The sequence below is a fragment of the Citrobacter arsenatis genome (assembly GCF_004353845.1).
In the GTDB taxonomy this organism is placed as follows: domain Bacteria; phylum Pseudomonadota; class Gammaproteobacteria; order Enterobacterales; family Enterobacteriaceae; genus Citrobacter; species Citrobacter arsenatis.
Window position 1 is genome coordinate 3,226,061 of record NZ_CP037864.1, and the last position, 23,284, is coordinate 3,249,344.

Consider the following 23,284-nt stretch of genomic DNA (forward strand, 5'->3'; position numbering starts at 1 on the left):
AGTATAATTTTTAGGTATGTTGGCCACAAGGAAATAGTGATTATTATGTGAGCAGATTCGCACTCTTGCCAGTCAACCGCATCAGGAAAAACTACGCCTTGTGGTGGAAATAATCGCTCAGACGTGAGAAAACGCCGCCTTCGCTGACGGACTCCAGCGTAACCAGAGGCCAATGCGCCACCAGCTTATCTCGATCGTAGAGTTCAATTTCACCCACACGTTGATGCGCAGCGATTGGCGCAACCAGCTCTTTCTTATCAAGAACATATTTTGCTTTGATGTTAGGGACTTCCGTCTTGGGCAGGGCCATCCAGAAATCCTGCTCGGTACCGAGGCTGATTTTTTCTTTATCGCCATACCAGATCCGTTCAGTACCAACCTGCTTACCGCTACGCAAAACCTGCACCGTATCGAAATTGTGTTGCCCCCATTGCAGCAGTTTACGCGCCTGGTCTTCGCGCCCTTTCGCACTCTCCGCCCCCATCACAACCGCAATCAGGCGGCGCTGCCCATCCACGGCGGAAGCTATCAGGTTAAAGCCGGCACCGGACGTATGCCCTGTCTTCAGGCCATCAACGTTCATGCTTTTATCCCACAACAAGCCGTTACGGTTTTGCTGCGTGATACCGTTCCAGGTCAGGCTTTTCTCACTGTACATATGGTAGAAATCCGGTTCCCCGTGGATGATTGCGCGGGAAAGCACGGCCAGGTCGTACGCCGAACTATGCTGACCCGGCGCGTCCAGACCATGTACCGTTTCAAAATGGGTATCCTGCAGGTTCAGCTTTTGCGCATAGTTGTTCATCATCGCGACGAACTGTGGTTGTCCCCCGGCGATGTAATCCGCCAGTGCCACGCAAGCATCATTTCCGGAATCAACAATTAACCCACGGCTGAGGTCGCGTACCGAAACGCGATCCCCTTCTTTCAGGAACATCAGGGATGATCCGACAAATACCGGATTATCTTTTGCCCACGCATCGCGCCCGACAGTGACAATATCCGAGGGACTAATGCGCTTACTGTCGATTGCGCGGTCGACAACATAGCCGGTCATCAGCTTAGTCAGGCTGGCAGGATTGCGCTGCTGGTGTTCATTACCGGCTGTCAGGATTTGGCCCGTGGTGTAATCCATTAATACCCATGCCCCGGCAGTAATGGCAGGAGGTTGTGGAGCGAAGCTTGCGACGTCGGTCGCGTAGGCGGGCGAAAAACTCATCGCAAATAGTGAAGCGGCAATAAACAAACGGCGTTTCAACAGCATGTCCTCAGGAAAGGGAGAAATAGCCGTTCTTTTTACGGAAGTTCTGAAGAACAAACATGGATAAATTGCAAGAAAATGTGACATAAGGCACATTTTCTTGCTATCAGAAATGAATTTCAGGGACAAATCACGCCAGGAACTACCCTTTACGCGGCGCGGTCTCTGCGTGATGGCTGCGATGGCGGTGATAGCCATCGATCATACTACGGAAAATTTGCCCCGGCGTGTCGCCCAGCGTGCACAGATAAATATGCGCGCAGATGAACAATAAACCCACAATCGCTAACGCCATATGCAGCACCAACATCACCGGCCCCGCCCCTGGCACTTGTGGGTAGAGACATAACAACCCCGTGATGATCAGTAGTGGAACCAGCGCGTACATGATAGCCAGATAGGCCAGCTGTTGTAGCGGGTTGAATTTATCCTCTGCCGTTGCGGCAAACGGGTGCGGCTCGCCTTTCATAATGCCATATAGATAAAAGCGTGTTTGCAGCAGGCAGCGTGATAATAATCCATTCAACTTCACGCGATAATGGCAGCCGTTGCCGCTGGTTGCGTTTATTAACACAAAGCCAATCCAGAAGGCCAGCAATGCGAAGCCGCACCAGGTATGGATTTGCACCATCAATGCCACCGGCCCGACTGAGAAGTGGCCAAACAGACCGCTCAGCAGAAGCAGGATAAACAACAGCGCATTGCCCCAATGCCAGCGGCGGACAGCCAGCGAATAGAGGTAGTCCCGATGCTCTTCCCCGGTGGCCGTTTTGGGTGCCAGCATCCGACGTAACAGTGCGTGAGTGACCAGGCCCGCAATCATCAGCACGACAACTACGCCTGCATAAATGAGCCACAGCGGCCAGTAGTCTGGCGCATAGTTAAGCTCTGCTCCCCAGATAGAATTCATACGTTACCCTCCTGATGGATCTCTTTACGCCGATAAACGCTTACCGGGCCGCTACGCGTATCCTGCTGGCGATAAACCTCTTTTTGATTGATCCAGTGCTGAATTTCCGGGTCATCGCGACGACCAAACTTCAGCGCATCCGTCGGACAAACGGAAACACAGGCAGGCGATTGTCCGATTTCCAGTCGAGTATCGGCGCAGAAGTTACATTTGTCGGCAATCCCCGTTTGCGGGTTAAGGTAGCGCACATGGAACGGACAAGCAGCCACGCAGTAGTCGCAGCCAATACAGCGAGATTTATCCACTTGTACAATGCCGTTTTCGTCACGAAATGAAGCCCCGGTCGGGCAAACGCTGACGCACGGCGCATCTTCACAATGCTGACAGGAAACACGAACAAACTGGAAGTGGGACAGCACCTCAGGCTCATGTTCTGGTGAACGGATCTGCACCTGTAAGCGGCTATATCCCTCCGGCACGTCATTCAGTACCTTGCAGGCAACCGTACAGGCCTGACAGCCAATACAACGTTTCTCGTCATGCAGCATGACATAAGGGTTTGTAGATTGATTCATGATGTTCTCCTTTCTCATGCACGACGAAGCGTAACGCCAGCGGTGTGTACCACCGTACCGGAAACCGGACTGGTAACATGCGAAAGCAAATTACCGCAGTGAATACCGTGCGTCGTCGCCGCCGTTTTGGCTCCCGCCTTGGCGCCAAATCCCATATAAACAAACAGCGTATCGGGTCGAATTCCGGCAGTGACCAGCGCTTTGCCTTTTTCCTTGCCGGTCGCATTTTCCAGCCAGATCTCATCGCCGTTTTTAATGCCTTTTTCGCGGGCAGTTTGTGGGTGGATCCACACCGCGTTGTCCCACATCAGCTCACTCAGCAACGGCACGTATTGTGTTGCGCCGTTGGTATGCACCGCCACTTTGCCCTGGATAAAATAGAGTTCATTATCGCTTTTGAGGGCAAAATTGCGGGCGCGCGGAATACCGTAGCCAGGCAGGAGTGTTTCCAGCTCTTCAGAGTAGAGTTCGATTTTTCCCGACGGGGATTTAAAGCGCAGTTGCTCACCATAGGTACCGTCGCCGTCAACCGCTGCCGCGCCCGGATAGCGCTCCACAAACTGACGCACCGCTTCAGGTTCACGCAGTAGCAGCGGAATCCCCCACTCCCGGTACCCTTTCTGACGCAATTCAGCCGATAGCGCATGATCGCCATTAAGCTGATACAACTGACGCGTCTGCATATCCTGCCAGGGATAGAATTGCCCCAGGCCTAACTGCACAGCCAGCTCTTTCCAAATTTGCCAGCTCGGACGTGCATCACCAATAGGTTCCACTACCTGCTGGCGCAGGGCATAGGCTGGATTCAGGCCCGACATGTCAGAAACTTCTTCATCGCGCTCAAGGTAAGTACATTCAGGCAAAAGATAATCGGCATAGGCCGCGCTTTCGCTTAAATAGACATCGCAACTGACCACCAGATCGAGTTGTTCAACGGTTTTGACCAGGTCAGGTCGACAGGTCACGGTCTGGAAAGGATTGTGGCGGGACATAATCCAGCCCTTTACCGGATAAGGCGTCTGGTTTAACACGGCATCAATGATGCTTTGCACCACGCCACCGCCTGCCGCGATGAACTTGAATTGTGGAGCAACCAGATCGATGCGCTGCGCCGTTGGCTTAGGCAATTTGACATCGGGTTTTGCCAGCACCGGCGCGACCTTCTCTCCGGCCAGTTTATTGTAGGTTGCCGCGCCTTTTTTCTGGTATAAGCCACCTTCACGCTCAATATTTCCCAACAGCGCATTGAGGCTGAATATCATACGCCGCATATCAATTTCTTCTTGCGAAAACGTCGCGCGATGGCCTGGGCTGACGATAGCATGAGGCGCGCAGGCGGCCATTTCGCGGGTGACCCGAACAATGACGTCAGCTGGTACATCCGCTTGCTTTTGCGCCCATTCCGGCGTGGTCTCTTGTACGGCTTCTGCCAGTTGGTCAAATCCTGTGGTGTAACGCGCCACAAAGTCCGCATCATACAATTTTTCATTAATCATGACGTGACACATGGCCATTAACACCGGCAAGTCGCCGCCAGGTTTGAGCGCATGCCATTCATCCGCCTTGCTGGAGAAGACGGACAAACGGGGATCGAAGCTGACCATTTTTGCGCCCTTCTCCTGGGCGGTCATCAGCTCATGCGTTTCGGCAACCTCAATCCCTTCATAGAGGTTGTGGCCAAAAGAGACCATATAACGGGTATTGGCGATATCCATGGCCAAATCGCCGCCCATCATCACTTTGGCAGCAATCGATTTTCCTGCTGGGCATGTCGACGCGTGCGTAAAGGTATTTGGCGATCCGAAAGCCGTTGCGAGGTGAAATAAATGCCCCGAAAGCGAACCAGATTTAGAAGAAAATACAACGCCCTGGGGACCATGCTGCGCTTTTATTGCCGTCATTTTTTCGGCAATTTCTTTATACGCCTGTTGCCAGCTAATGACCTGCCATTCTCCGCTCCCACGAGGTCCTGTGCGCTTCATGGGTTTAACAATACGATGCGGGTCGTTGACCAGGCTAACACCGCTGCCTCCGCGCGCGCAGACACGCGTGCCTTGTTGCGGCGCATTAGGGTTCCCCTGAATAAAAACCGTCTTGTTATTAATCACTTGTGCCTGTATAGGGCAACGATAAGAACACATTTCACACAAACTTGGCGTCAGAGATGTTTTCCCCTTAATGCTCTGTGGAGAATTTCGCGCCAGTGCGCCCGGCGGGAAACTTCCTATCGCACAGGCAGAGCAGCCTATCCCCACGCCTCGCAAAAAATTACGCCGACTAATGCTCATATAACCTCCTGTTATTAGATATATCCAATGATTATATGGCTTTTAAATTATTAATTTTTAACCTCACTCACATTTCATTACAATCTAACCAAGCTTATCAGAGAAATAAAAAGCCTTTGTTTATAAAAGATTTTTAAAATTTCCAGAACATAACCAATCGACGATAAATAACAATAATGGTTATCAGTTATATTATTTACAAATCCGCAACCTCAAGCTATTTTATTTGCGTAATTTATTTTAACAGTGCGGAATTTATTTATTAATTATATTAAAGCCCTGTTTATCTCAATTTTATTGCGTACACAATCCAGCCTCGATAATGCCATAGCTGATTACCTCGCTATTTTTTGGTATTCTTGGACGAGCGCTAAATTGATCCCGGACATAACTGAACAATGAATGACGGCAAGCAGCAACCTGGTTTTCTCTTTCACGATTACGAGACCTTTGGTACCCATCCGGCACTGGACAGACCCGCGCAATTTGCGGCTATCCGCACAGATAGCGATTTCAACATCATCGGTGAACCTGAGGTCTTTTACTGTAAACCCGCAGACGACTATCTGCCGCAGCCTGAGGCGGTGCTGATAACCGGAATCACCCCGCAGGAAGCACGTGAAAAGGGAGAGAATGAAGCTGCATTTGCTGCACGCATCCACGCCCTGTTCACCGTGCCGAAAACCTGTATCCTGGGCTATAACAACGTGCGCTTCGACGATGAGGTGACGCGCAACATCCTGTACCGTAATTTCTACGATCCCTACGCCTGGAGCTGGCAGAACGATAATTCACGCTGGGATTTACTGGATGTGATGCGCGCCTGCTATGCCCTGCGTCCTGAAGGCATTAACTGGCCGGAAAACGACGACGGCTTACCCAGCTTTCGCCTGGAGCATTTGACCAAAGCCAACGGTATTGAACACGCCAATGCCCACGATGCGATGGCCGACGTGTATGCCACAATCGCGATGGCGCAATTAGTAAAAACACGCCAGCCGCGTCTGTTTGATTATCTCTACAGCCATCGTAATAAACACAAGCTGGCCGCACTGATTGATGTCCCGCAAATGAAACCGCTGGTTCATGTCTCTGGCATGTTAGGCGCATGGCGCGGTAATACCAGTTGGGTGGCACCGCTCGCCTGGCACCCGGAGAATCGCAACGCGGTCATTATGGTCGACCTGGCCGGTGATATTTCGCCGCTGCTCGAACTCGACAGCGACGCGCTACGTGAGCGGCTCTACACCGCTAAGGCCGATCTGGGAGATAACCCGGCGGTACCGGTTAAACTGGTGCACATCAACAAATGCCCGGTCCTGGCACAGGCGAACACTCTGCGCCCGGAAGATGCGTATCGCCTTGGTATTAACCGCCAGCATTGCCTGGATAATCTTAAAGTTCTGCGCGAAAACCCGCAGGTACGCGACAAGGTCGTGGCTATCTTCGCCGATGCAGAACCCTTTGCGTCATCCGATAACGTAGACGCCCAGCTGTACAACGGCTTTTTCAGCGATGCCGACCGGGCCGCGATGAAAATCGTCCTGGAGACCGAACCGCGCAATTTACCAGCGCTGGATATCTCCTTTGTCGATAAACGCATTGAAAAACTGCTGTTTAACTACCGCGCGCGTAACTTCCCCGGAACGCTGGATGAAGCCGAACAACAACGCTGGCTGGACCATCGTCGTCAGGTATTCACGCCGGAGTTTTTGCAAGATTACGCCAATGAACTACAGATGCTGAGTCAGCAATATGCGGACAACAAAGAGAAGCTGATGCTGCTGAAATCACTCTGGCAGTATGCGCAAGAGATTGTATAAATCCCACGTATAAAAAAACGGAGAACATGTCTCCGTTTTTTTTCAGCTAAATGCCGTTATTACGCGACATCTTCGTCGTATTGCGGTACCGGATTGCGGAAACTTTTGGTCACGCAAGCCAGGTAGATCAGACCAATAGCAGCCCAGATCAGACCCAGAACCATTGAGCTTTCTTCCAGGTTCACCCACAGCGCACCAACGGTCAGCGCACCGCACATTGGCAGGAACAGATACTGGAAGTGGTCTTTCAGCGTCTTGTTACGCTTCTCACGGATCCAGAACTGGGAGATTACCGACAGGTTAACGAAGGTAAATGCCACCAGCGCACCGAAGTTAATCAGCGCTGTCGCCATCACCAGGTCGAAGTTAATTGCCAGCAGAGCAATCGCACCAACCAGAATGATGTTCATGGACGGAGTACGCCATTTCGGGTGTACATAACCGAAGAAACTTTTCGGGAATACGCCGTCACGGCCCATCACGTACATCAGACGCGCTACGCCTGCATGCGCCGCCATACCGGACGCCAGTACGGTAATGGTAGAGAAAATCAGCGCACCAACCTGGAAGAACTTACCAGCAACGTACAGCATGATTTCCGGCTGCGAAGCGTCTGGATCCTTGAAGCGCGAGATATCCGGGAAGTACAGCTGCAACAGATAGGTGGAGACGATAAAGATCAGGCCACCAATCAGCGCGGTCAGGAAAATCGCACGCGGGATCACGCGTTCAGCGTCTTTGGTTTCTTCAGACAGGTTGCTAATACCGTCAAAACCAGTGAACGAGAAGCAGAGGATAGTGGCACCCGTGATCATCGGGATCACATGTGCATCACCAGACCAGAACGGACGGCTGCTCGCCAGCGTACCAGCACCTTCCCCTTCGAACACGCCATAAACGACCATGCCGAGGATTACTGCAATCAGCACCACCTGCAACAACACGATAACGGTGTTGAAATTCGCAACGGATTTAAGGCTGCGCAGGTTAAAGGCTGTCATAAAGGCCACCAGCGCCACCACGAATATCCATGACGGTATCGACGGCACCAGAGCTTCAAAATAAATTTTCGCCAACAGAATGTTAATCATCGGTGCGAACAGGTAGTCCAGCAGTGATGACCAACCCACCATAAAGCCAACGGTCGGGCTAATGGATTTCTGGGCGTAAGTGTAGGCAGAGCCTGCAGACGGATAGCGACGAACCAGTTTACCGTAGCTCAGTGCGGTAAAGAGGATGGCGATCAGTGCAAAGGCGTAAGCTGTCGGGACGTGACCATCGGTCATTCCCGATACGATACCGAATGTATCGAACAGCGTCATCGGCTGCATATAGGCAAGGCCCATCATGACAACCGGAACCAGCGTAAGCGTTTTACGTAATTCCACGCGAGAGGTGTTTGGAGTAGCGTTATGCGACATGGTTATCCCCCATTACGGCGGAAACCGTCGCGTAAGCAAAAAATTGCCCCATTTTTTGTTAATCCTCAGCGACAACAACTGTCGATTTTTAGTAAGTATCTATCCGGTACGAAGCCCGGCCTCTTTTATGAATGATTGGTTTGATGCAAAAAAATAACCGACGCGTATGAAAACGTCGGTTAATGTCATTTTTTGCAAGCGGCGTATTTTGCACTATTTTGGAGAGAAATAACAAGAGATTGAAGCAACTGTAAAAGAATATTTTTTCTTAACCGGTTGATTTATCAGCAGCCGTTTTAACATACACCCCCGCAATAGCACTATTTGCTAAAATCTCATCCCGCCACCAGGCACTGGCCAACCCAGCGGTCTGTTCATTCCAACCTATCCACACGGGTTCAAAGACAATTTGCGCGACCACTTTCTTCTCAATCAGCGCGCCACTTTCCAGAAATCGCTGCGCCAGGTAGCGCGGAATATAGCCACATCCCAATCCGCTGATTTGCAGTTCCAGCTTGGTTTTGAAGTCAAAAACGGTAATGGCTTCCTGATCGTCAAGCACCTGAGAGCCTGAGGCGCTGGCATGTTGCGCATTATCACCCACCACAATGGCGCGAAAACGCCGAATGGTGCGACGATTTAACGGCTCTTGTTCCTGCGCCAGCGGGTGATGCGGCGCAACCACGAACACCTGTTCCAGAACGCCCAGTCGCGCAAAGCCAAATTCGCTCGCGGTTGGGGGATCATGCATGGCGCCGACGATAATATCCGCCCGTCCCTGAGTGAGAGCATCCCATGAGCCGCCCAGCACGCCATTGATAAATCTCAGGCGCGTCACGCTGTGGTGTTGATAGAAAGTTTCGATGAGTGGGGCCAGCAGAGAAAAGGGAAACGTATCATCTACGCCAATAACCAGTTCATTCTCCCAGCCTTCATGAAGTTTGATTGCCTGCTTTTCTAGTTCGCGGACGGTATGCAGCACCTCCCGCCCCTTTTCCAGCAGCATTTGACCAGTGCGGGTAAACTTAGCCCGATGTCCGCTGCGATCGAGTAGCTGAATATTAAGATCGCTTTCGAGCTTATGAACGGTATAGCTAAGTGCTGACGGCGTCTTAAATAATTTTTCAGACGCCGCCGCAAAGCTGCCCTCTTTTTCCAACGCATCGAGAATGATAAGAACATCCAGCAGTGGTTTCATACTCGCCCCCTGGCGGTATCAGCGGCACTCTGGTGGACGGTCACTCCATCGGCATCACCAGCGGGTCGGGATACTGGTACTCAAATCCAAGTTCATTACAGATACGGCTGCCATCAATGACTTTACCTTTACCGTTATCCTCTCCGCCGCGAAATTCTGGTGGCTCCATCCCCAACTGGCGGGCCATCTGCGGATAGAATACATTACGCGCCGGATGCAGAGGCGCACATATATTATAGATGTGTCCCCCTTTGGGCGCTTGCAGTAACAACGAGATGGCAGATACCACATCATCCAGATGCACCAGATTGACGCCATGATGTCCATCTGGTGCCGTCTTGCCAGCGAAAAAACGACCGGGATGTCTACCCGGGCCGACAAGACCGGCCAGGCGCAAAATATCCACCGAAGTACCTGGCAAATTGTGCAACCAGTCTTCAAGTTCTTTCAGAACGCGACCGCTCGCCGTAACCGGGTTACGCGGCGTCCCTTCTTTCACGATGCCTTGTGCATCGCCATAGACTGATGTCGAGCTGGTAAAAATAATCCGCGGGATGCGGTACGCCAGCGCACTGTCGACCAGTTCCTGCATAGCTTGCAGATAAAATGCCTCCCCCGGGCCGCTACGGCGCGCAGGTAGCGTAATAACCAGCGCATCGGCGTCCATCAGTGCGTCGAGATCGTCTGGCTCACAGACCAGATCAGGCTCCAGGCGCAGCGAGTAGCTCTCGATACCGCTCATGCGGGCCGCTTCCACCCCATCCAATGTGGTTTTGCTGCCGGTAACCTGCCAGCCTCTCGCCGCCAGCGACATGGCTAACGGCATGCCTAACCAACCTAAACCGACAATTGCGACCTTTTTCATGCCTTCTCTCCTGACTTTTGGCCTATAACGCAAGGCTACGCTAGCCCACAGTGGCTGACAATTCATAGTATCAATATGAAATGAATTAATGATCAAAAAAAGCCCTTGCTTTCCGTAGCTAAAGTGGTTTAGGTTAAAAGACATCAAATGAATAAACATTCATCGAGAAAATTTATGACACGCGCTCAATTTAAACACCATCATCACCATCATCCTGACTAGTCTTTCAGGCGATGTGTGCTGGGAGACATTTAAATCTTCCAGCGGTGCATGAGCGTATGAGAAAGCCCCCGGAAGATTTCTTCCGGGGGCTTTTTTTTGTGCGTGACCCAAACTGATTCAGACAGGATAACGAGGAATAGAGAATGTTAGATAACACCCGTTTACGCATAGCTATGCAGAAATCAGGCCGTTTAAGCGATGATTCACGCGAATTACTGGCCCGCTGCGGCATTAAAATTAATCTTCACACCCAGCGCCTGATCGCGATGGCGGAGAATATGCCGATCGATATTCTGCGCGTGCGTGACGACGATATCCCGGGTCTGGTGATGGACGGCGTTGTTGATCTCGGCATCATCGGGGAAAACGTTCTGGAAGAAGAGCTACTCAACCGTCGGGCACAGGGTGAAGATCCTCGCTATTTTACCTTGCGTCGTCTGGATTTCGGCGGCTGCCGTCTTTCGCTGGCGACCCCGGTTGATGAAGCCTGGGATGGCCCGGCAGAGCTGAACGGGAAGCGTATCGCGACCTCTTATCCACACCTGCTCAAACGTTATCTCGATCAAAAAGGGGTGTCGTTTAAATCCTGTCTGTTGAACGGTTCTGTAGAAGTCGCTCCCCGCGCAGGTCTGGCTGATGCGATTTGCGACCTGGTGTCAACCGGCGCAACGCTTGAGGCCAACGGTCTGCGTGAAGTGGAAGTCATTTACCGCTCTAAAGCCTGCCTGATTCAGCGCGACGGCGAAATGGCCGACGCCAAGCAACAGCTGATCGACAAACTGCTGACCCGTATTCAGGGTGTTATTCAGGCTCGTGAATCCAAGTACATCATGATGCACGCGCCGAGCGAGCGCCTGGACGAAGTCATCGCTCTGCTGCCCGGCGCTGAGCGCCCTACTATTCTGCCGCTGGCGGGTGACCAGCAGCGCGTAGCTATGCACATGGTCAGCAGCGAAACCCTGTTCTGGGAAACAATGGAAAAACTGAAAGCGCTCGGTGCCAGCTCAATTCTGGTGTTGCCGATTGAGAAGATGATGGAGTGACCTGACGCCTGATGGTGCTTCGCTTATCAGGCCTACAAGAATTGTCACAATCATTGATATTACGGGCCTTGTAGGCCGGATAAGGCAGCGTCGCCATCCGGCAACACCCGATGATGGAGTAACGACCATGAGCTTCAATACCCTGATTGACTGGAATAGCAGTAGCCCCGAGCAGCAGCGCGAACTGCTGATGCGCCCGGCGATTTCCGCCTCTGAAAGCATCACTCGCACGGTTGCCGAAATTATTGAGAACGTCAAAAATAACGGCGACCAGGCGCTGCGTGAATATAGCGCAAAGTTTGATAAAACCGAAGTCGGCGCGCTGCGCGTCACCGAGGAAGAAATTCAGCAGGCTGGCAGTCGTCTGACTGATGAACTGAAACAAGCCATGCAAGCGGCAGTGCGTAATATTGATACTTTCCACTCCGCGCAGATCCTGCCGCCGGTGGACATCGAAACCCAGCCGGGTGTCCGCTGCCAGCAGGTAACCCGTCCTATCGCTTCCGTGGGCCTGTATATTCCTGGCGGTTCGGCGCCGCTGTTCTCGACCGTATTAATGCTGGCGACCCCGGCGCGCATCGCCGGCTGCAAAAAAGTGGTGCTGTGCTCGCCGCCGCCGATTGCCGATGAAATCCTCTACGCCGCGCAGCTGTGTGGCGTAAAAGAGGTGTTTAATGTGGGCGGCGCGCAGGCTATTGCCGCGCTGGCGCTGGGTAGCGAATCGATTCCTAAAGTCGATAAAATCTTCGGGCCGGGCAATGCGTATGTCACCGAAGCCAAACGCCAGGTCAGCCAGCGTCTTGACGGCGCGGCAATCGATATGCCTGCCGGACCGTCCGAAGTATTGGTTATCGCCGACAGCGGCGCAACGCCGGATTTCGTCGCCTCCGACCTGCTCTCTCAGGCCGAGCACGGCCCGGACTCGCAGGTGATCCTGCTGACGCCGGACGCTAAGCTTGCCGAGGGCGTTGCCGAAGCCGTCGAACGCCAGCTCGCCGAGCTTTCCCGCGCCGACACCGCACGCCAGGCGCTCTCCGCCAGCCGTTTAATCGTGGCGAAAGATCTGGCGCAGTGTGTTGAAATCTCCAACGCCTACGGTCCGGAGCACCTGATCATTCAGACCCGCAACGCACGTGAGCTGGTTGACGATGTCACCAGCGCCGGTTCGGTGTTCCTCGGCGACTGGTCGCCAGAATCTGCAGGCGACTATGCCTCCGGCACTAACCACGTTCTTCCGACCTACGGCTATACCGCGACCTGCTCAAGCCTTGGGCTGGCCGATTTCCAGAAACGGATGACCGTACAGGAATTAACGCCTCAAGGTTTCTCTGCCCTGGCTTCAACCATTGAAACCCTGGCCGCTGCTGAACGACTGACTGCCCACAAAAATGCCGTCACCCTGCGTGTTAACGCCCTGAAGGAGCAAGCATGAGCACTGACAACTTTCTCAGCGTCACTGATTTAGCCCGTAAGAATGTCCGCGAGTTAATTCCCTATCAGTCTGCCCGTCGCCTTGGCGGCAACGGCGACGTCTGGCTCAACGCGAATGAATACCCCACCGCCGTTGAGTTCCAACTAAGCCAGCAGACGCTGAACCGCTACCCGGAGTGTCAGCCGAAAGCGGCGATAGATAATTACGCGCAATATGCTGGCGTCAAGCCGGAACAGGTGCTGGTCAGCCGCGGCGCAGATGAAGGGATCGAACTGCTGGTGCGCGCATTTTGTGAACCCGGCAAAGATGCCATTTTGTACTGTCCGCCGACTTACGGCATGTACAGCGTCAGCGCCGAAACAATTGGTGTTGAATGCCGCACCGTTCCGACCCTTGATAACTGGCAACTGGACTTGCAAGGCATCGCGGACAAGCTTGGTGGCGTGAAGGTGGTCTACGTATGCAGTCCCAATAATCCAACCGGCCAGTTGATTAACCCGCAGGATCTGCGTGCACTGCTCGAAATGACGCAGGGTAAAGCCATCGTGGTCGCTGATGAGGCTTATATTGAGTTTTGTCCGCAGGCCACGCTGACTGGCTGGCTGTCTGAATATCCGCATCTGGCGATATTACGCACGCTGTCCAAAGCGTTTGCTCTCGCCGGTTTACGCTGCGGGTTTACGCTGGCGAATGAAGAGCTTATTAATCTGCTGTTAAAGGTGATTGCCCCCTACCCGCTCTCTACGCCGGTGGCGGATATCGCCGCCCAGGCGCTGACGCCGCAAGGGATTTCCGCCATGCGCAAACGCGTAGAGCAGATCCTGCAAGAGCGTCAGTATCTGGTGGAGAACCTGAAAACAATTCGCTGTGTAGAACAGGTTTTCGATTCTGAAACTAACTATGTTCTGGCGCGCTTCACCGCATCCAGCAGCGTATTTAAATCTTTGTGGGATCAGGGCATTATCTTACGAGATCAGAATAAACAACCTTCGTTAAGCGGCTGCCTGCGAATTACAGTCGGAACCCGTGAAGAGAGCCAGCGCGTCATTGACGCCTTACGTGCGGAGCAAGTATGAGCCAGAAGTATCTTTTTATTGACCGTGATGGAACCCTGATTTCCGAACCACCAAGTGACTTTCAGGTCGATCGCTTTGACAAACTTGCCTTCGAGCCGGAAGTCGTTCCCGTTTTGCTGAAACTGCAAAAAGCAGGTTTTAAGCTGGTAATGATTACTAACCAGGATGGACTCGGTACACAGAGCTTCCCGCAGGCCGATTTTGACGGCCCGCATAACCTGATGATGCAAATATTCACCTCTCAGGGCGTTGCGTTTGATGAGGTATTGATCTGCCCGCACCTGCCGGCAGACGAGTGCGATTGCCGTAAGCCGAAAGTGAAACTGGTTGAGCAGTATCTGGTTGAGCAGGCCATGGACGTGGCAAACAGCTACGTCATTGGCGACCGGGCGACCGATATTCAGTTGGCTGAAAACATGGGTATTAACGGATTGCGCTATCACCGCGATACCCTGAACTGGGTGATGATTGGCGAGCAGTTGACCAAACGTGACCGCTACGCGCACGTTGAGCGGAATACCAAAGAAACGCAGATTGACGTCAAAGTCTGGCTGGACCGCGAAGGCAGCAGCAAAATTAATACCGGCGTTGGCTTCTTTGACCATATGCTGGATCAAATCGCCACCCACGGCGGTTTTCGCATGGAGATTGCCGTCAAGGGCGATCTGTATATAGACGATCATCACACCGTTGAAGATACCGGCCTGGCGCTGGGTGAAGCCTTAAAGCTGGCATTAGGCGATAAACGTGGCATCAACCGTTTTGGTTTTGTGCTGCCGATGGACGAGTGTCTGGCACGTTGCGCGCTGGATATCTCCGGGCGTCCGCACCTGGAATATCGCGCAGAATTTACCTACCAGCGCGTGGGCGATCTGAGTACAGAGATGATTGAACACTTCTTCCGCTCACTCTCCTATACCATGGGCGTCACCTTGCACCTGAAAACCAAAGGGAAAAATGACCACCACCGCGTGGAAAGCCTGTTTAAAGCCTTTGGTCGTACACTGCGCCAGGCGATTCGCGTAGAAGGCGACACGCTGCCCTCCTCGAAAGGAGTACTGTAATGGACGTGGTGATCCTTGATACCGGCTGCGCCAATTTACATTCGGTGAAATCCGCCGTCTCGCGCCACGGATATGACCCGGTTGTCAGCCGCGATCCAGATGTGGTGCTCCGTGCCGATAAGTTGTTTCTGCCTGGCGTTGGAACCGCACAGGCAGCCATGGACCAGTTGCACGAACGTGAACTTATTGAGCTGATTAAAGCCTGTACGCAACCGGTACTGGGGATCTGCTTAGGCATGCAACTGCTGGGCCGTCGCAGTGAAGAGAGTAATGGGGTCTCCCTGCTGGGCATTATTGAGCAGGACGTTCCGAAGATGACCGATTTTGGTCTGCCGCTGCCGCATATGGGCTGGAATCGCGTCTATCCGCAGGCGGGAAATCGTCTGTTCCAGGGCATTGACGATGGCGCATATTTCTACTTTGTCCATAGCTATGCTATGCCGGTAACCCCGTGGACCATCGCCCAGTGCAATTACGGCGAACCGTTTACCGCGGCAGTACAAAAAGACAATTTCTTTGGCGTGCAGTTCCACCCTGAGCGCTCGGGCGCCGCTGGGGCGCAGTTGCTGAAAAACTTTCTGGAGATGTAATGATTATTCCGGCATTAGATTTAATCGACGGCACGGTGGTGCGTCTTCATCAGGGCGATTACGCCAGGCAACGTGATTACGGCAACGACCCTCTCCCCCGTTTGCAGGATTATGCCGCCCAGGGGGCAGAAGTACTGCACCTGGTTGATTTAACTGGCGCGAAAGACCCGGCGCAGCGCCAGATCCCGCTGATTAAAACGCTGGTCGCTGGCGTCAATGTTCCTGTACAAGTGGGCGGCGGCGTGCGTACTGAAGCGGACGTTGCGGCGCTGCTTGACGCAGGCGTGGCGCGCGTGGTGGTGGGTTCGACGGCGGTAAAATCCCCCGAGGAAGTCAAGAGCTGGTTTGCCCGTTTTGGTGCCGACGCGCTGGTGCTGGCGCTGGACGTTCGTATTGACGAGCGCGGTAATAAACAGGTCGCGGTTAGCGGTTGGCAGGAAGATTCCGGGGTTTCTCTGGAAGAACTGGTTGAAACCTATTTACCCGTCGGTCTGAAGCACGTGCTGTGCACCGATATCTCCCGCGACGGTACGCTGGCAGGCTCAAACGTCGCACTTTATGAAGAAGTGTGCGCCAAATATCCACAGGTCGCATTTCAGTCATCTGGCGGCATTGGCGGAATTGAGGACGTAGCGGCCCTGCGCGGGACCGGAGTTCGCGGCGTGATTGTCGGACGAGCCCTGCTGGAAGGTAAGTTCACCGTTGAGGAGGCTATTCAATGCTGGCAAAACGTATAATTCCTTGTCTGGACGTTCGCGATGGACAGGTGGTAAAAGGCGTCCAGTTTCGCAATCACGAAATTATTGGCGACATTGTCCCACTGGCAAAACGCTATGCCGATGAAGGCGCAGATGAACTGGTGTTCTACGATATCACCGCCTCCAGCGATGGCCGCGTAGTGGATAAAAGCTGGGTATCACGCGTAGCGGAAGTAATCGATATTCCGTTCTGCGTTGCGGGTGGTATTAAATCCATCGACGATGCGGCGCGCATTCTATCCTTCGGCGCGGATAAGATCTCCATCAACTCCCCGGCGTTGGCTGAACCGGAGCTTATCACCCGTCTGGCGGACCGCTTTGGGGTACAGTGCATCGTAGTGGGTATTGATACCTGGTATGACGCCGAAACCGGCAAATATCATGTGAATCAGTATACCGGGGATGAAAGCCGGACCCGCGTCACGCAGTGGGAGACGCTGGACTGGGTACAAGAAGTCCAAAAACGCGGTGCGGGCGAAATAGTGCTGAACATGATGAATCAGGACGGCGTGCGTAACGGTTATGACCTGGAACAGCTGAAAAAAGTGCGCGACGTTTGCCACGTACCACTGATTGCCTCTGGCGGCGCAGGCACGATGGAGCACTTCCTTGAAGCCTTCCGGGATGCTGACGTGGACGGCGCGCTTGCCGCTTCTGTCTTCCACAAACAAATTATTAATATTGGCGAATTAAAAGCGTACCTGGCAACACAGGGCGTGGAGATCAGGATATGTTAACGAAGCAACAATGCCGCGAGCTGGACTGGGAAAAAACCGACGGACTAATGCCAGTTATCGTGCAGCATGCGGTTTCCGGTGAAGTGTTGATGCTGGGCTATATGAACCCGGAGGCGCTTGATAAAACGCTCGAAAGCGGCAAAGTGACCTTTTTCTCGCGGACCAAGCAACGCCTGTGGACCAAGGGTGAAACCTCTGGCAACTTTCTTAATGTGGTCAGCATCGAACCCGATTGTGATAACGACACTCTGTTAGCGCTGGTTAACCCGATTGGCCCGACCTGCCATAAAGGCACCTCAAGCTGCTTTGGCGACACCAGTCACCAGTGGCTGTTCCTGTATCAACTCGAGCAATTACTTGCCGAGCGTAAAACCGCTGACCCGGCAAGCTCATACACAGCAAAACTGTATGCCAGCGGTACCAAGCGCATCGCACAGAAAGTGGGCGAAGAAGGCGTAGAAACCGCGCTGGCCGCGACCGTGAACGATCGTTTCGAGCTGACGAATGAAGCCTCTGACCTGATGTACCACCTGTTAGTTCTATTACAAGATCAGAACCTCGACCTGACGACGGTGATTGAGAATTTACGCAAGCGTCATCAGTAACCTGTGGACGTAAAAAAACCGGGCAAGCCCGGTTTTTTGTTCTCAGAATAAAACAGCTTCAAAATTACTATGCTTTGGCTTTGTAACCGCGTAGCGCATTTCGCCCAAGCACGATACCGGCACCAATCATCCCGCCAAGAAGAACCGCCAACACCAAAGTTATCGCTTTTTTGGGGCTGTCACGACGAATCGGTAACGTTGGTTTCATCACGTAGCGGTAGGCGTGCAGTTTAGCCTTTTCAATATTTAACGTCTCAATATCCAGTAGGTTTTGCTTGGTCTGGTAGTAATTACCAGAGAAAATCAAGGGACGAGTCGCTTCGTGTGCAATCATTGATTTCAGTGCATCACTGCCAAGAAGCAGCATGCTATCCTGTGTAACATCCTGAGTTTGCTGAATTTGTGGCTTAGTCACCCCAGCCTGTTCTGCATAACGCAGAGCTTCCTGAATTTGCTTAATTCGCAGATCTTTTTGTTCCTGAGCAATAACCTCTTGGGTTTTCAGCGAGTCTGTAAGCGCTGTTGTTCGTAATTGAATATTATCTGCCAGATCAACAACCATCTCTTTGGCGACTTTGTCATCAATTTGTTGGATGTATTCAGAAAGCTGGCGCTGCGCCCTTTCCGCGGAATCCCCTACATAAGAGACAACCAATGGTAATTGCTGGCCTTTTACTGACTGCTCAATAGTCAGTTTTTCCGATTTTTCTTGATTGTCCAATGTTTCAACCAATGCAGAAAACGCGGTACTAAAACGCCCAATCACATTCATTTGAAGCGATGCAGGCGCACTTGCACCATACAATACATTCAAGGCATTGTTGTAAGCGGCTATCTGCCCAACATCCGGTTGCGTGATAATTGCAGTCGATGTCCATTTCTCTTTCGCAATGGCCAGGTATCCCACGGCCAACACAATCGCGACAACCACACAGACAATTATCGTTACTTTACCACGCCATAATTGTATTACTAAATCAATAAGATCAATCTGATCCGGATCGTTGCTGCGTCCAGATATTTTGTTATCACCTACAGACATAAATACCCTAAACTCTGAATGAGGAAAGACTTAAACTCGAATTAGTTTAGCTATAAATTGAGGCAATGCCATAGGATTAATGATAAAAAAATCAAATTGTTTGAGGGAATTTGATTGGTATTTCAATCACTACTGAAGAAGGGAAAAGGTAAAACAGCAGTGTCAATAGATAAGCCTCCTCCTGAGTAAATTATTTCACTCAACGGGTCCCATGCCAGACAGTCTATATAGTCTACTTTTCATTGTCACCGTATTAAATTCACGCCATGAATACTTGCATTCTAATCAGTAAAACGACAAGAGTAAAAAGAGATAACGATTAGCTTTTTAGCCATCTATCGGTATCATTCCACCTTTAGCAGTATTCGTTGGCGCCTGGCTATTATTTAGCCAAAAAGAGGAATGAACATGAAATACCTGGTTACGGGGGCCGCTGGTTTCATCGGCTTCCACGTTAGCAAACGCCTCCTTGAGGCTGGCCATCAAGTAGTCGGTATTGATAACCTGAACGATTACTACGACGTAAGTCTTAAGCAGGCCCGTCTGGAATTACTGGCGCAGCCCAACTTCCATTTTCATAAAATGGATTTGGCCGACCGCGAAAGTATCTCCGAACTCTTCGTATCTGGGCATTTTGATCGTGTGATTCATCTTGCAGCACAGGCTGGTGTCCGTTATTCACTCGAAAATCCGCATGCTTACGCAGACTCAAATCTCATAGGTTTTCTGAACATACTTGAAGGTTGTCGGCACAATAAAATTCAGCATTTACTCTATGCCTCGTCCAGTTCGGTATATGGATTAAATCGCAAAATGCCTTTCTCGACAGATGATTCAGTGGATCACCCCGTGTCACTGTATGCGGCAACCAAAAAAGCCAATGAACTGATGGCCCATACCTATTCTCATCTGTACGGATTGCCTACAACCGGATTGCGTTTTTTCACCGTGTACGGTCCATGGGGTCGACCGGATATGGCGCTGTTCAAGTTCACCAAAGCGATGCTTGAAGGGAAAAGTATTGACGTCTATAACTACGGCAAAATGAAGCGTGATTTCACCTATATTGATGATATCGCTGAAGCAATCATTCGCCTGCAGGACGTCATTCCAAAAACAGATACTCAGTGGACCGTTGAAACAGGAGCGCCAGCAGCCAGCATTGCGCCCTATCACATCTACAATATCGGCAATAGCTCACCAGTAGAGCTAATGGACTATATCAAGGCTCTGGAAGACTCTCTTGGCATCGAAGCGACTAAAAATATGCTACCGCTACAGCCAGGAGATGTACTGGAAACTAGCGCAGACACTAAAGCACTGTATGATGTTATTGGATTTAAACCAGAAACTACGGTTAAAGATGGGGTGAAGAACTTTGTCGACTGGTACCGTGGCTTCTACAAAGTTTAATTACTGACCAGTTTAAAATAAAAAGGCCTTAAATAAGGCCTTTTTATAGAGAAGAAGATTAATCTTAATCACTACCAAACAGATCGCGTGTATACACTTTGTCTGCAACATCAGACAACTCTGAAGTCATACGGTTAGAAATAATAATATCCGCCTCATTTTTAAACGCATTCAGATCACGGACAACCCGAGAGTGAAAAAATTCATCCTCTTCCATTACGGGCTCATAAATAATAACCGGTACGCCTTTGGCTTTAATGCGCTTCATTATTCCCTGAATAGAGGATGCCCGGAAGTTATCGGAACCACTTTTCATGATCAAACGGTACACGCCGACGACCTTAGGTTTGCGCGCAAGAATAGAATCTGCAATGAAGTCTTTGCGCGTACGGTTGGCATCCACAATTGCAGAAATGAGATTATTTGGTACCGTCTGATAGTTCGCCAGCAGCTGTTTAGTATCTTTTGGCAAGCAATAACCGCCGTAGCCGAATGACGGATTATTGTAATGGTGGCCAATACGAGGATCCAGACAAACACCTTCAATAATTTGTCGTGCATTTAGACCCAAGCTTTCAGCGTAGCTATCCAATTCGTTAAAATATGCCACACGCATAGCAAGATAAGTATTAGCAAAAAGTTTAATCGCTTCAGCTTCAGTAGAGTCAGTAAATAGCGTTGGAATATTTTGTTTTACTGCGCCTTCCTGCAATAACTCTGCGAATCGCGTAGCACGTGCCGAACACTCCCCAATCACGATACGTGAGGGATGAAGATTATCATAAAGCGCTTTCCCTTCTCGCAAAAACTCAGGCGAGAAAATGATATTATCTGTGCCCAAACGTTCTTTAATTGACTGGGTAAAACCTACCGGGATGGTTGATTTAATAATCATCACTGCTTGTGGATTCACTTCCAACACATCGCGGATGACTGATTCAACGCTGGAGGTATTAAAATAGTTGGTTTTAGGATCGTAGTCAGTCGGAGTAGCGATAATGACATAATCGGCATTTTTGTAAGCATCTTGCTTATCGGTTGTTGCGCGAAAATTAAGATTCTTCGTTAACAGATACTCTTCTATCTCTTTATCTACAATGGGGGATTGCTTCATGTTAAGCATATCCACTTTAGCCTGCACAATGTCCAGCGCGACTACTTCGTGATTTTGGGCAATCAAAATACCGTTTGAAAGACCAACATAACCTGTTCCTGAAATAGTTATTTTCATTTGCTCTGACTTCTTTTGGTTAAACGTTTTAAGAGAATACATTTCCCAACAACCGAAACAACAGTTAGGTTTTTACCCCTGACATCGCTGAACTGTCAAGACGAGACAGTAAGCTGGAATACCGATATTATATAGCTATTCCGCTTAACCCCCAGCACTTTAGCCCCCGTAGCATACTGTTCTGCTCAATAAAAAAGCCCGGAGGAGCGCTCCGGGCTTGGATTTTCATGTTAGGCTAAATCAGATTAATCCAGCCATTCGGTATGGAACACACCGTCTTTATCGGTACGTTTATAAGTATGTGCACCAAAATAGTCACGCTGAGCCTGGATTAAGTTAGCCGGCAGCACTGCGGAACGGTAACTGTCGTAGTACGCCACCGCGGCAGAGAAAGTCGGTACCGGAATACCGTTCTGCACAGCGTAAGCCACTACATCACGCAGCGCTTGCTGATATTCATCAGCGATATTTTTGAAATATGGTGCTAACAACAGGTTGGCGATTCCTTTGTTTTCAGCATAGGCATCGGTGATTTTCTGCAGGAACTGCGCACGAATGATGCAACCCGCACGGAAGATCTTCGCGATTTCACCGTAGTTAAGATCCCAGTTGTATTCGTCAGACGCGGCACGGAGCTGAGAAAAGCCCTGTGCGTAGGAGACGATTTTACCGAGGTACAGCGCACGGCGTACTTTCTCAACGAACTCTGCTTTATCGCCAGCCAGCTTAGCCTGCGGGCCGGACAGCACTTTGGATGCCGCAACACGCTGATCTTTCAGAGAAGAGATGTAACGCGCAAACACGGACTCAGTGATCAAAGACAGCGGTTCGCCCAGATCCAGAGAGCTCTGGCTGGTCCATTTACCGGTGCCTTTGTTCGCTGCTTCATCCAGAATCACATCAACCAGGTATTTACCCTCTTCATCTTTTTTGGTGAAGATGTCTTTGGTGATGTCAATCAGGTAGCTGCTCAGCTCGCCTTCGTTCCACTCGGTGAAAGTCGTGGCCAGCTCTTCGTTAGACAGGTTAAGACCACCTTTCAACAGAGAATAGGCTTCAGCAATCAGCTGCATATCACCGTATTCAATACCGTTGTGAACCATCTTCACATAGTGGCCAGCACCATCCGCACCAATATATGTTACGCAAGGCTCACCATCTTCAGCTACCGCGGCAATCTTGGTCAGGATAGGCGCAACCAGCTCATACGCTTCTTTCTGGCCGCCAGGCATGATGGAAGGACCTTTAAGGGCTCCCTCTTCACCGCCGGAAACTCCGGTACCGATGAAGTTAAAACCTTCAGCAGACAGTTCGCGATTACGACGAATAGTGTCCTGGAAGAAGGTGTTGCCACCATCAATAATGATATCGCCTTTATCAAGGTACGGCTTTAGGGAATCGATGGCAGCATCAGTGCCAGCACCTGCTTTCACCATTAACAGGATGCGACGTGGGGTTTCAAGAGACTCGACGAACTCCTTCACCGTGTAGTGCGGAACCAGCTTCTTACCTGGATTCTCGGCTACAACTTCTTCGGTTTTTTCACGGGAGCGGTTGAAGATGGAGACGGTATAACCGCGGCTTTCGATGTTGAGCGCTAGGTTGCGCCCCATCACTGCCATACCGACGACGCCGATCTGTTGCTTGGACATTACATACTCCTGTCAGGTGTGGTCACCGCGCGACATATGCGCGGCTTGAATGTGACTTAGATGTTAACTCAACTCAGA

The 23,284-nt window shown here is 51.2% G+C and carries 21 protein-coding genes, 1 pseudogene and 1 other annotated feature; of the genes and pseudogenes, 11 read left to right on the forward strand and 11 right to left on the reverse strand.

Annotated features, from left to right (window positions below; all coding sequences use genetic code 11):
- Positions 1–91: 91 nt before the first annotated feature.
- The 4 genes from dacD to phsA all read right to left on the reverse strand — a co-directional run bounded on the left by dacD (position 92) and on the right by phsA (position 5,034).
- Positions 92–1,264 carry a serine-type D-Ala-D-Ala carboxypeptidase DacD gene (gene dacD / locus E1B03_RS16830; protein WP_133086601.1) on the reverse strand — a complete coding sequence of 391 codons (1,173 nt, stop codon included), beginning with the start codon at positions 1,262–1,264 and terminating at the stop codon, positions 92–94.
- A gap of 139 nt (positions 1,265–1,403) precedes the next feature.
- Positions 1,404–2,171, reverse strand: coding sequence for a thiosulfate reductase cytochrome B subunit (phsC, locus tag E1B03_RS16835; protein ID WP_103771305.1), 768 nt, complete (start codon positions 2,169–2,171; stop codon positions 1,404–1,406).
- On the reverse strand, positions 2,168–2,746 hold the full coding sequence (gene phsB / locus E1B03_RS16840; RefSeq protein ID WP_133086602.1) for a thiosulfate reductase electron transport protein PhsB: 579 nt from the start codon (positions 2,744–2,746) through the stop codon (positions 2,168–2,170). The genes phsC and phsB overlap by 4 nt, the downstream gene beginning before the upstream one ends.
- Before the next feature lie 14 nt (positions 2,747–2,760).
- A complete protein-coding gene (gene phsA, locus E1B03_RS16845) occupies positions 2,761–5,034 on the reverse strand; it encodes a thiosulfate reductase PhsA (RefSeq protein ID WP_133086603.1) in 2,274 nt (757 codons plus the stop codon).
- A 398-nt stretch (positions 5,035–5,432) separates the two neighbouring features.
- Between phsA and sbcB the strand changes: the two genes are divergently transcribed.
- The gene (gene sbcB, locus E1B03_RS16850; RefSeq protein WP_133086604.1) at positions 5,433–6,857 is read left to right on the forward strand and encodes an exodeoxyribonuclease I; all 1,425 of its coding nucleotides are present in this window, start codon (positions 5,433–5,435) and stop codon (positions 6,855–6,857) included.
- A 59-nt stretch (positions 6,858–6,916) separates the two neighbouring features.
- Here sbcB and plaP read toward each other — a convergent pair whose 3' ends face one another.
- From plaP to E1B03_RS16870, 4 genes and pseudogenes are all read right to left on the reverse strand, one after another.
- A complete protein-coding gene (gene plaP / locus E1B03_RS16855; protein WP_103771309.1) occupies positions 6,917–8,278 on the reverse strand; it encodes a putrescine/proton symporter PlaP in 1,362 nt (453 codons plus the stop codon).
- Positions 8,268–8,330, reverse strand: coding sequence for a membrane protein YoeI (gene yoeI, locus E1B03_RS26755; protein WP_103771350.1), 63 nt, complete (start codon positions 8,328–8,330; stop codon positions 8,268–8,270). Before yoeI ends, plaP begins: the two co-directional genes overlap by 11 nt.
- A gap of 161 nt (positions 8,331–8,491) precedes the next feature.
- Positions 8,492–9,476: pseudogene (locus tag E1B03_RS16865) on the reverse strand (LysR family transcriptional regulator).
- Between the two features lie 40 nt (positions 9,477–9,516).
- Positions 9,517–10,341 carry an SDR family oxidoreductase gene (locus tag E1B03_RS16870; protein WP_103771311.1) on the reverse strand — a complete coding sequence of 275 codons (825 nt, stop codon included), beginning with the start codon at positions 10,339–10,341 and terminating at the stop codon, positions 9,517–9,519.
- Between the two features lie 174 nt (positions 10,342–10,515).
- Between E1B03_RS16870 and hisL the strand changes: the two genes are divergently transcribed.
- The 9 genes from hisL to hisIE all read left to right on the forward strand — a co-directional run bounded on the left by hisL (position 10,516) and on the right by hisIE (position 17,868).
- Positions 10,516–10,563 carry a his operon leader peptide gene (gene hisL / locus E1B03_RS16875; protein WP_100250077.1) on the forward strand — a complete coding sequence of 16 codons (48 nt, stop codon included), beginning with the start codon at positions 10,516–10,518 and terminating at the stop codon, positions 10,561–10,563.
- Positions 10,539–10,661 (forward strand) — a sequence feature (His leader region). It overlaps the preceding gene by 25 nt.
- A gap of 45 nt (positions 10,662–10,706) precedes the next feature.
- On the forward strand, positions 10,707–11,606 hold the full coding sequence (gene hisG, locus E1B03_RS16880) for an ATP phosphoribosyltransferase (RefSeq protein ID WP_103771312.1): 900 nt from the start codon (positions 10,707–10,709) through the stop codon (positions 11,604–11,606).
- A 127-nt stretch (positions 11,607–11,733) separates the two neighbouring features.
- Entirely contained in the window at positions 11,734–13,038 is a 1,305-nt protein-coding gene (gene hisD, locus E1B03_RS16885; protein WP_103771313.1) for a histidinol dehydrogenase, read from the forward strand.
- Positions 13,035–14,114: a histidinol-phosphate transaminase gene (gene hisC / locus E1B03_RS16890; protein WP_133086606.1), complete on the forward strand. Its 1,080-nt coding sequence runs from the start codon at positions 13,035–13,037 to the stop codon at positions 14,112–14,114. The genes hisD and hisC overlap by 4 nt, the downstream gene beginning before the upstream one ends.
- Positions 14,111–15,178, forward strand: a complete 1,068-nt coding sequence (gene hisB / locus E1B03_RS16895) for a bifunctional histidinol-phosphatase/imidazoleglycerol-phosphate dehydratase HisB (protein WP_103771315.1) — start codon at positions 14,111–14,113, stop codon at positions 15,176–15,178. The genes hisC and hisB overlap by 4 nt, the downstream gene beginning before the upstream one ends.
- Positions 15,178–15,768 carry an imidazole glycerol phosphate synthase subunit HisH gene (gene hisH, locus E1B03_RS16900; RefSeq protein WP_133086607.1) on the forward strand — a complete coding sequence of 197 codons (591 nt, stop codon included), beginning with the start codon at positions 15,178–15,180 and terminating at the stop codon, positions 15,766–15,768. The genes hisB and hisH overlap by 1 nt, the downstream gene beginning before the upstream one ends.
- Positions 15,768–16,505 carry a 1-(5-phosphoribosyl)-5-[(5-phosphoribosylamino)methylideneamino]imidazole-4-carboxamide isomerase gene (gene hisA, locus E1B03_RS16905; protein WP_103771317.1) on the forward strand — a complete coding sequence of 246 codons (738 nt, stop codon included), beginning with the start codon at positions 15,768–15,770 and terminating at the stop codon, positions 16,503–16,505. Before hisH ends, hisA begins: the two co-directional genes overlap by 1 nt.
- Positions 16,487–17,263: an imidazole glycerol phosphate synthase subunit HisF gene (hisF, locus tag E1B03_RS16910; RefSeq protein ID WP_019077116.1), complete on the forward strand. Its 777-nt coding sequence runs from the start codon at positions 16,487–16,489 to the stop codon at positions 17,261–17,263. Before hisA ends, hisF begins: the two co-directional genes overlap by 19 nt.
- Positions 17,257–17,868 carry a bifunctional phosphoribosyl-AMP cyclohydrolase/phosphoribosyl-ATP diphosphatase HisIE gene (hisIE, locus tag E1B03_RS16915; RefSeq protein ID WP_133086608.1) on the forward strand — a complete coding sequence of 204 codons (612 nt, stop codon included), beginning with the start codon at positions 17,257–17,259 and terminating at the stop codon, positions 17,866–17,868. The genes hisF and hisIE overlap by 7 nt, the downstream gene beginning before the upstream one ends.
- Before the next feature lie 67 nt (positions 17,869–17,935).
- Here the strand turns inward: hisIE and wzzB are convergent, their stop codons facing one another.
- On the reverse strand, positions 17,936–18,910 hold the full coding sequence (wzzB, locus tag E1B03_RS16920) for an LPS O-antigen chain length determinant protein WzzB (RefSeq protein ID WP_133086609.1): 975 nt from the start codon (positions 18,908–18,910) through the stop codon (positions 17,936–17,938).
- 408 nt (positions 18,911–19,318) lie between these two features.
- Here wzzB and E1B03_RS16925 point away from each other — a divergent pair, with 408 nt between their 5' ends.
- Positions 19,319–20,323, forward strand: coding sequence for an NAD-dependent epimerase (locus E1B03_RS16925; protein WP_103771320.1), 1,005 nt, complete (start codon positions 19,319–19,321; stop codon positions 20,321–20,323).
- 64 nt (positions 20,324–20,387) lie between these two features.
- On the opposite strand, the gene ugd is transcribed toward E1B03_RS16925, so the two are convergent.
- Both ugd and gndA read right to left on the reverse strand, forming a co-directional pair.
- Entirely contained in the window at positions 20,388–21,554 is a 1,167-nt protein-coding gene (ugd, locus tag E1B03_RS16930; RefSeq protein ID WP_103771351.1) for a UDP-glucose 6-dehydrogenase, read from the reverse strand.
- Between the two features lie 245 nt (positions 21,555–21,799).
- A complete protein-coding gene (gene gndA, locus E1B03_RS16935) occupies positions 21,800–23,206 on the reverse strand; it encodes an NADP-dependent phosphogluconate dehydrogenase (protein WP_103771321.1) in 1,407 nt (468 codons plus the stop codon).
- Positions 23,207–23,284 lie beyond the last annotated feature (78 nt).

Bases quoted from the DNA above. Each gene is read 5' to 3' on its own strand.
- dacD (WP_133086601.1), bottom strand. From the start codon at position 1,264: ATGCTGTTGAAACGCCGTTTGTTTATTGCCGCTTCACTATTTGCGATG.
- phsC (WP_103771305.1), bottom strand. From the start codon at position 2,171: ATGAATTCTATCTGGGGAGCAGAGCTTAACTATGCGCCAGACTACTGG.
- phsB (WP_133086602.1), bottom strand. From the start codon at position 2,746: ATGAATCAATCTACAAACCCTTATGTCATGCTGCATGACGAGAAACGT.
- phsA (WP_133086603.1), bottom strand. From the start codon at position 5,034: ATGAGCATTAGTCGGCGTAATTTTTTGCGAGGCGTGGGGATAGGCTGC.
- sbcB (WP_133086604.1), top strand. From the start codon at position 5,433: ATGAATGACGGCAAGCAGCAACCTGGTTTTCTCTTTCACGATTACGAG.
- plaP (WP_103771309.1), bottom strand. From the start codon at position 8,278: ATGTCGCATAACGCTACTCCAAACACCTCTCGCGTGGAATTACGTAAA.
- E1B03_RS16870 (WP_103771311.1), bottom strand. From the start codon at position 10,341: ATGAAAAAGGTCGCAATTGTCGGTTTAGGTTGGTTAGGCATGCCGTTA.
- hisG (WP_103771312.1), top strand. From the start codon at position 10,707: ATGTTAGATAACACCCGTTTACGCATAGCTATGCAGAAATCAGGCCGT.
- hisD (WP_103771313.1), top strand. From the start codon at position 11,734: ATGAGCTTCAATACCCTGATTGACTGGAATAGCAGTAGCCCCGAGCAG.
- hisC (WP_133086606.1), top strand. From the start codon at position 13,035: ATGAGCACTGACAACTTTCTCAGCGTCACTGATTTAGCCCGTAAGAAT.
- hisB (WP_103771315.1), top strand. From the start codon at position 14,111: ATGAGCCAGAAGTATCTTTTTATTGACCGTGATGGAACCCTGATTTCC.
- hisH (WP_133086607.1), top strand. From the start codon at position 15,178: ATGGACGTGGTGATCCTTGATACCGGCTGCGCCAATTTACATTCGGTG.
- hisA (WP_103771317.1), top strand. From the start codon at position 15,768: ATGATTATTCCGGCATTAGATTTAATCGACGGCACGGTGGTGCGTCTT.
- hisF (WP_019077116.1), top strand. From the start codon at position 16,487: ATGCTGGCAAAACGTATAATTCCTTGTCTGGACGTTCGCGATGGACAG.
- hisIE (WP_133086608.1), top strand. From the start codon at position 17,257: ATGTTAACGAAGCAACAATGCCGCGAGCTGGACTGGGAAAAAACCGAC.
- wzzB (WP_133086609.1), bottom strand. From the start codon at position 18,910: ATGTCTGTAGGTGATAACAAAATATCTGGACGCAGCAACGATCCGGAT.
- E1B03_RS16925 (WP_103771320.1), top strand. From the start codon at position 19,319: ATGAAATACCTGGTTACGGGGGCCGCTGGTTTCATCGGCTTCCACGTT.
- ugd (WP_103771351.1), bottom strand. From the start codon at position 21,554: ATGAAAATAACTATTTCAGGAACAGGTTATGTTGGTCTTTCAAACGGT.
- gndA (WP_103771321.1), bottom strand. From the start codon at position 23,206: ATGTCCAAGCAACAGATCGGCGTCGTCGGTATGGCAGTGATGGGGCGC.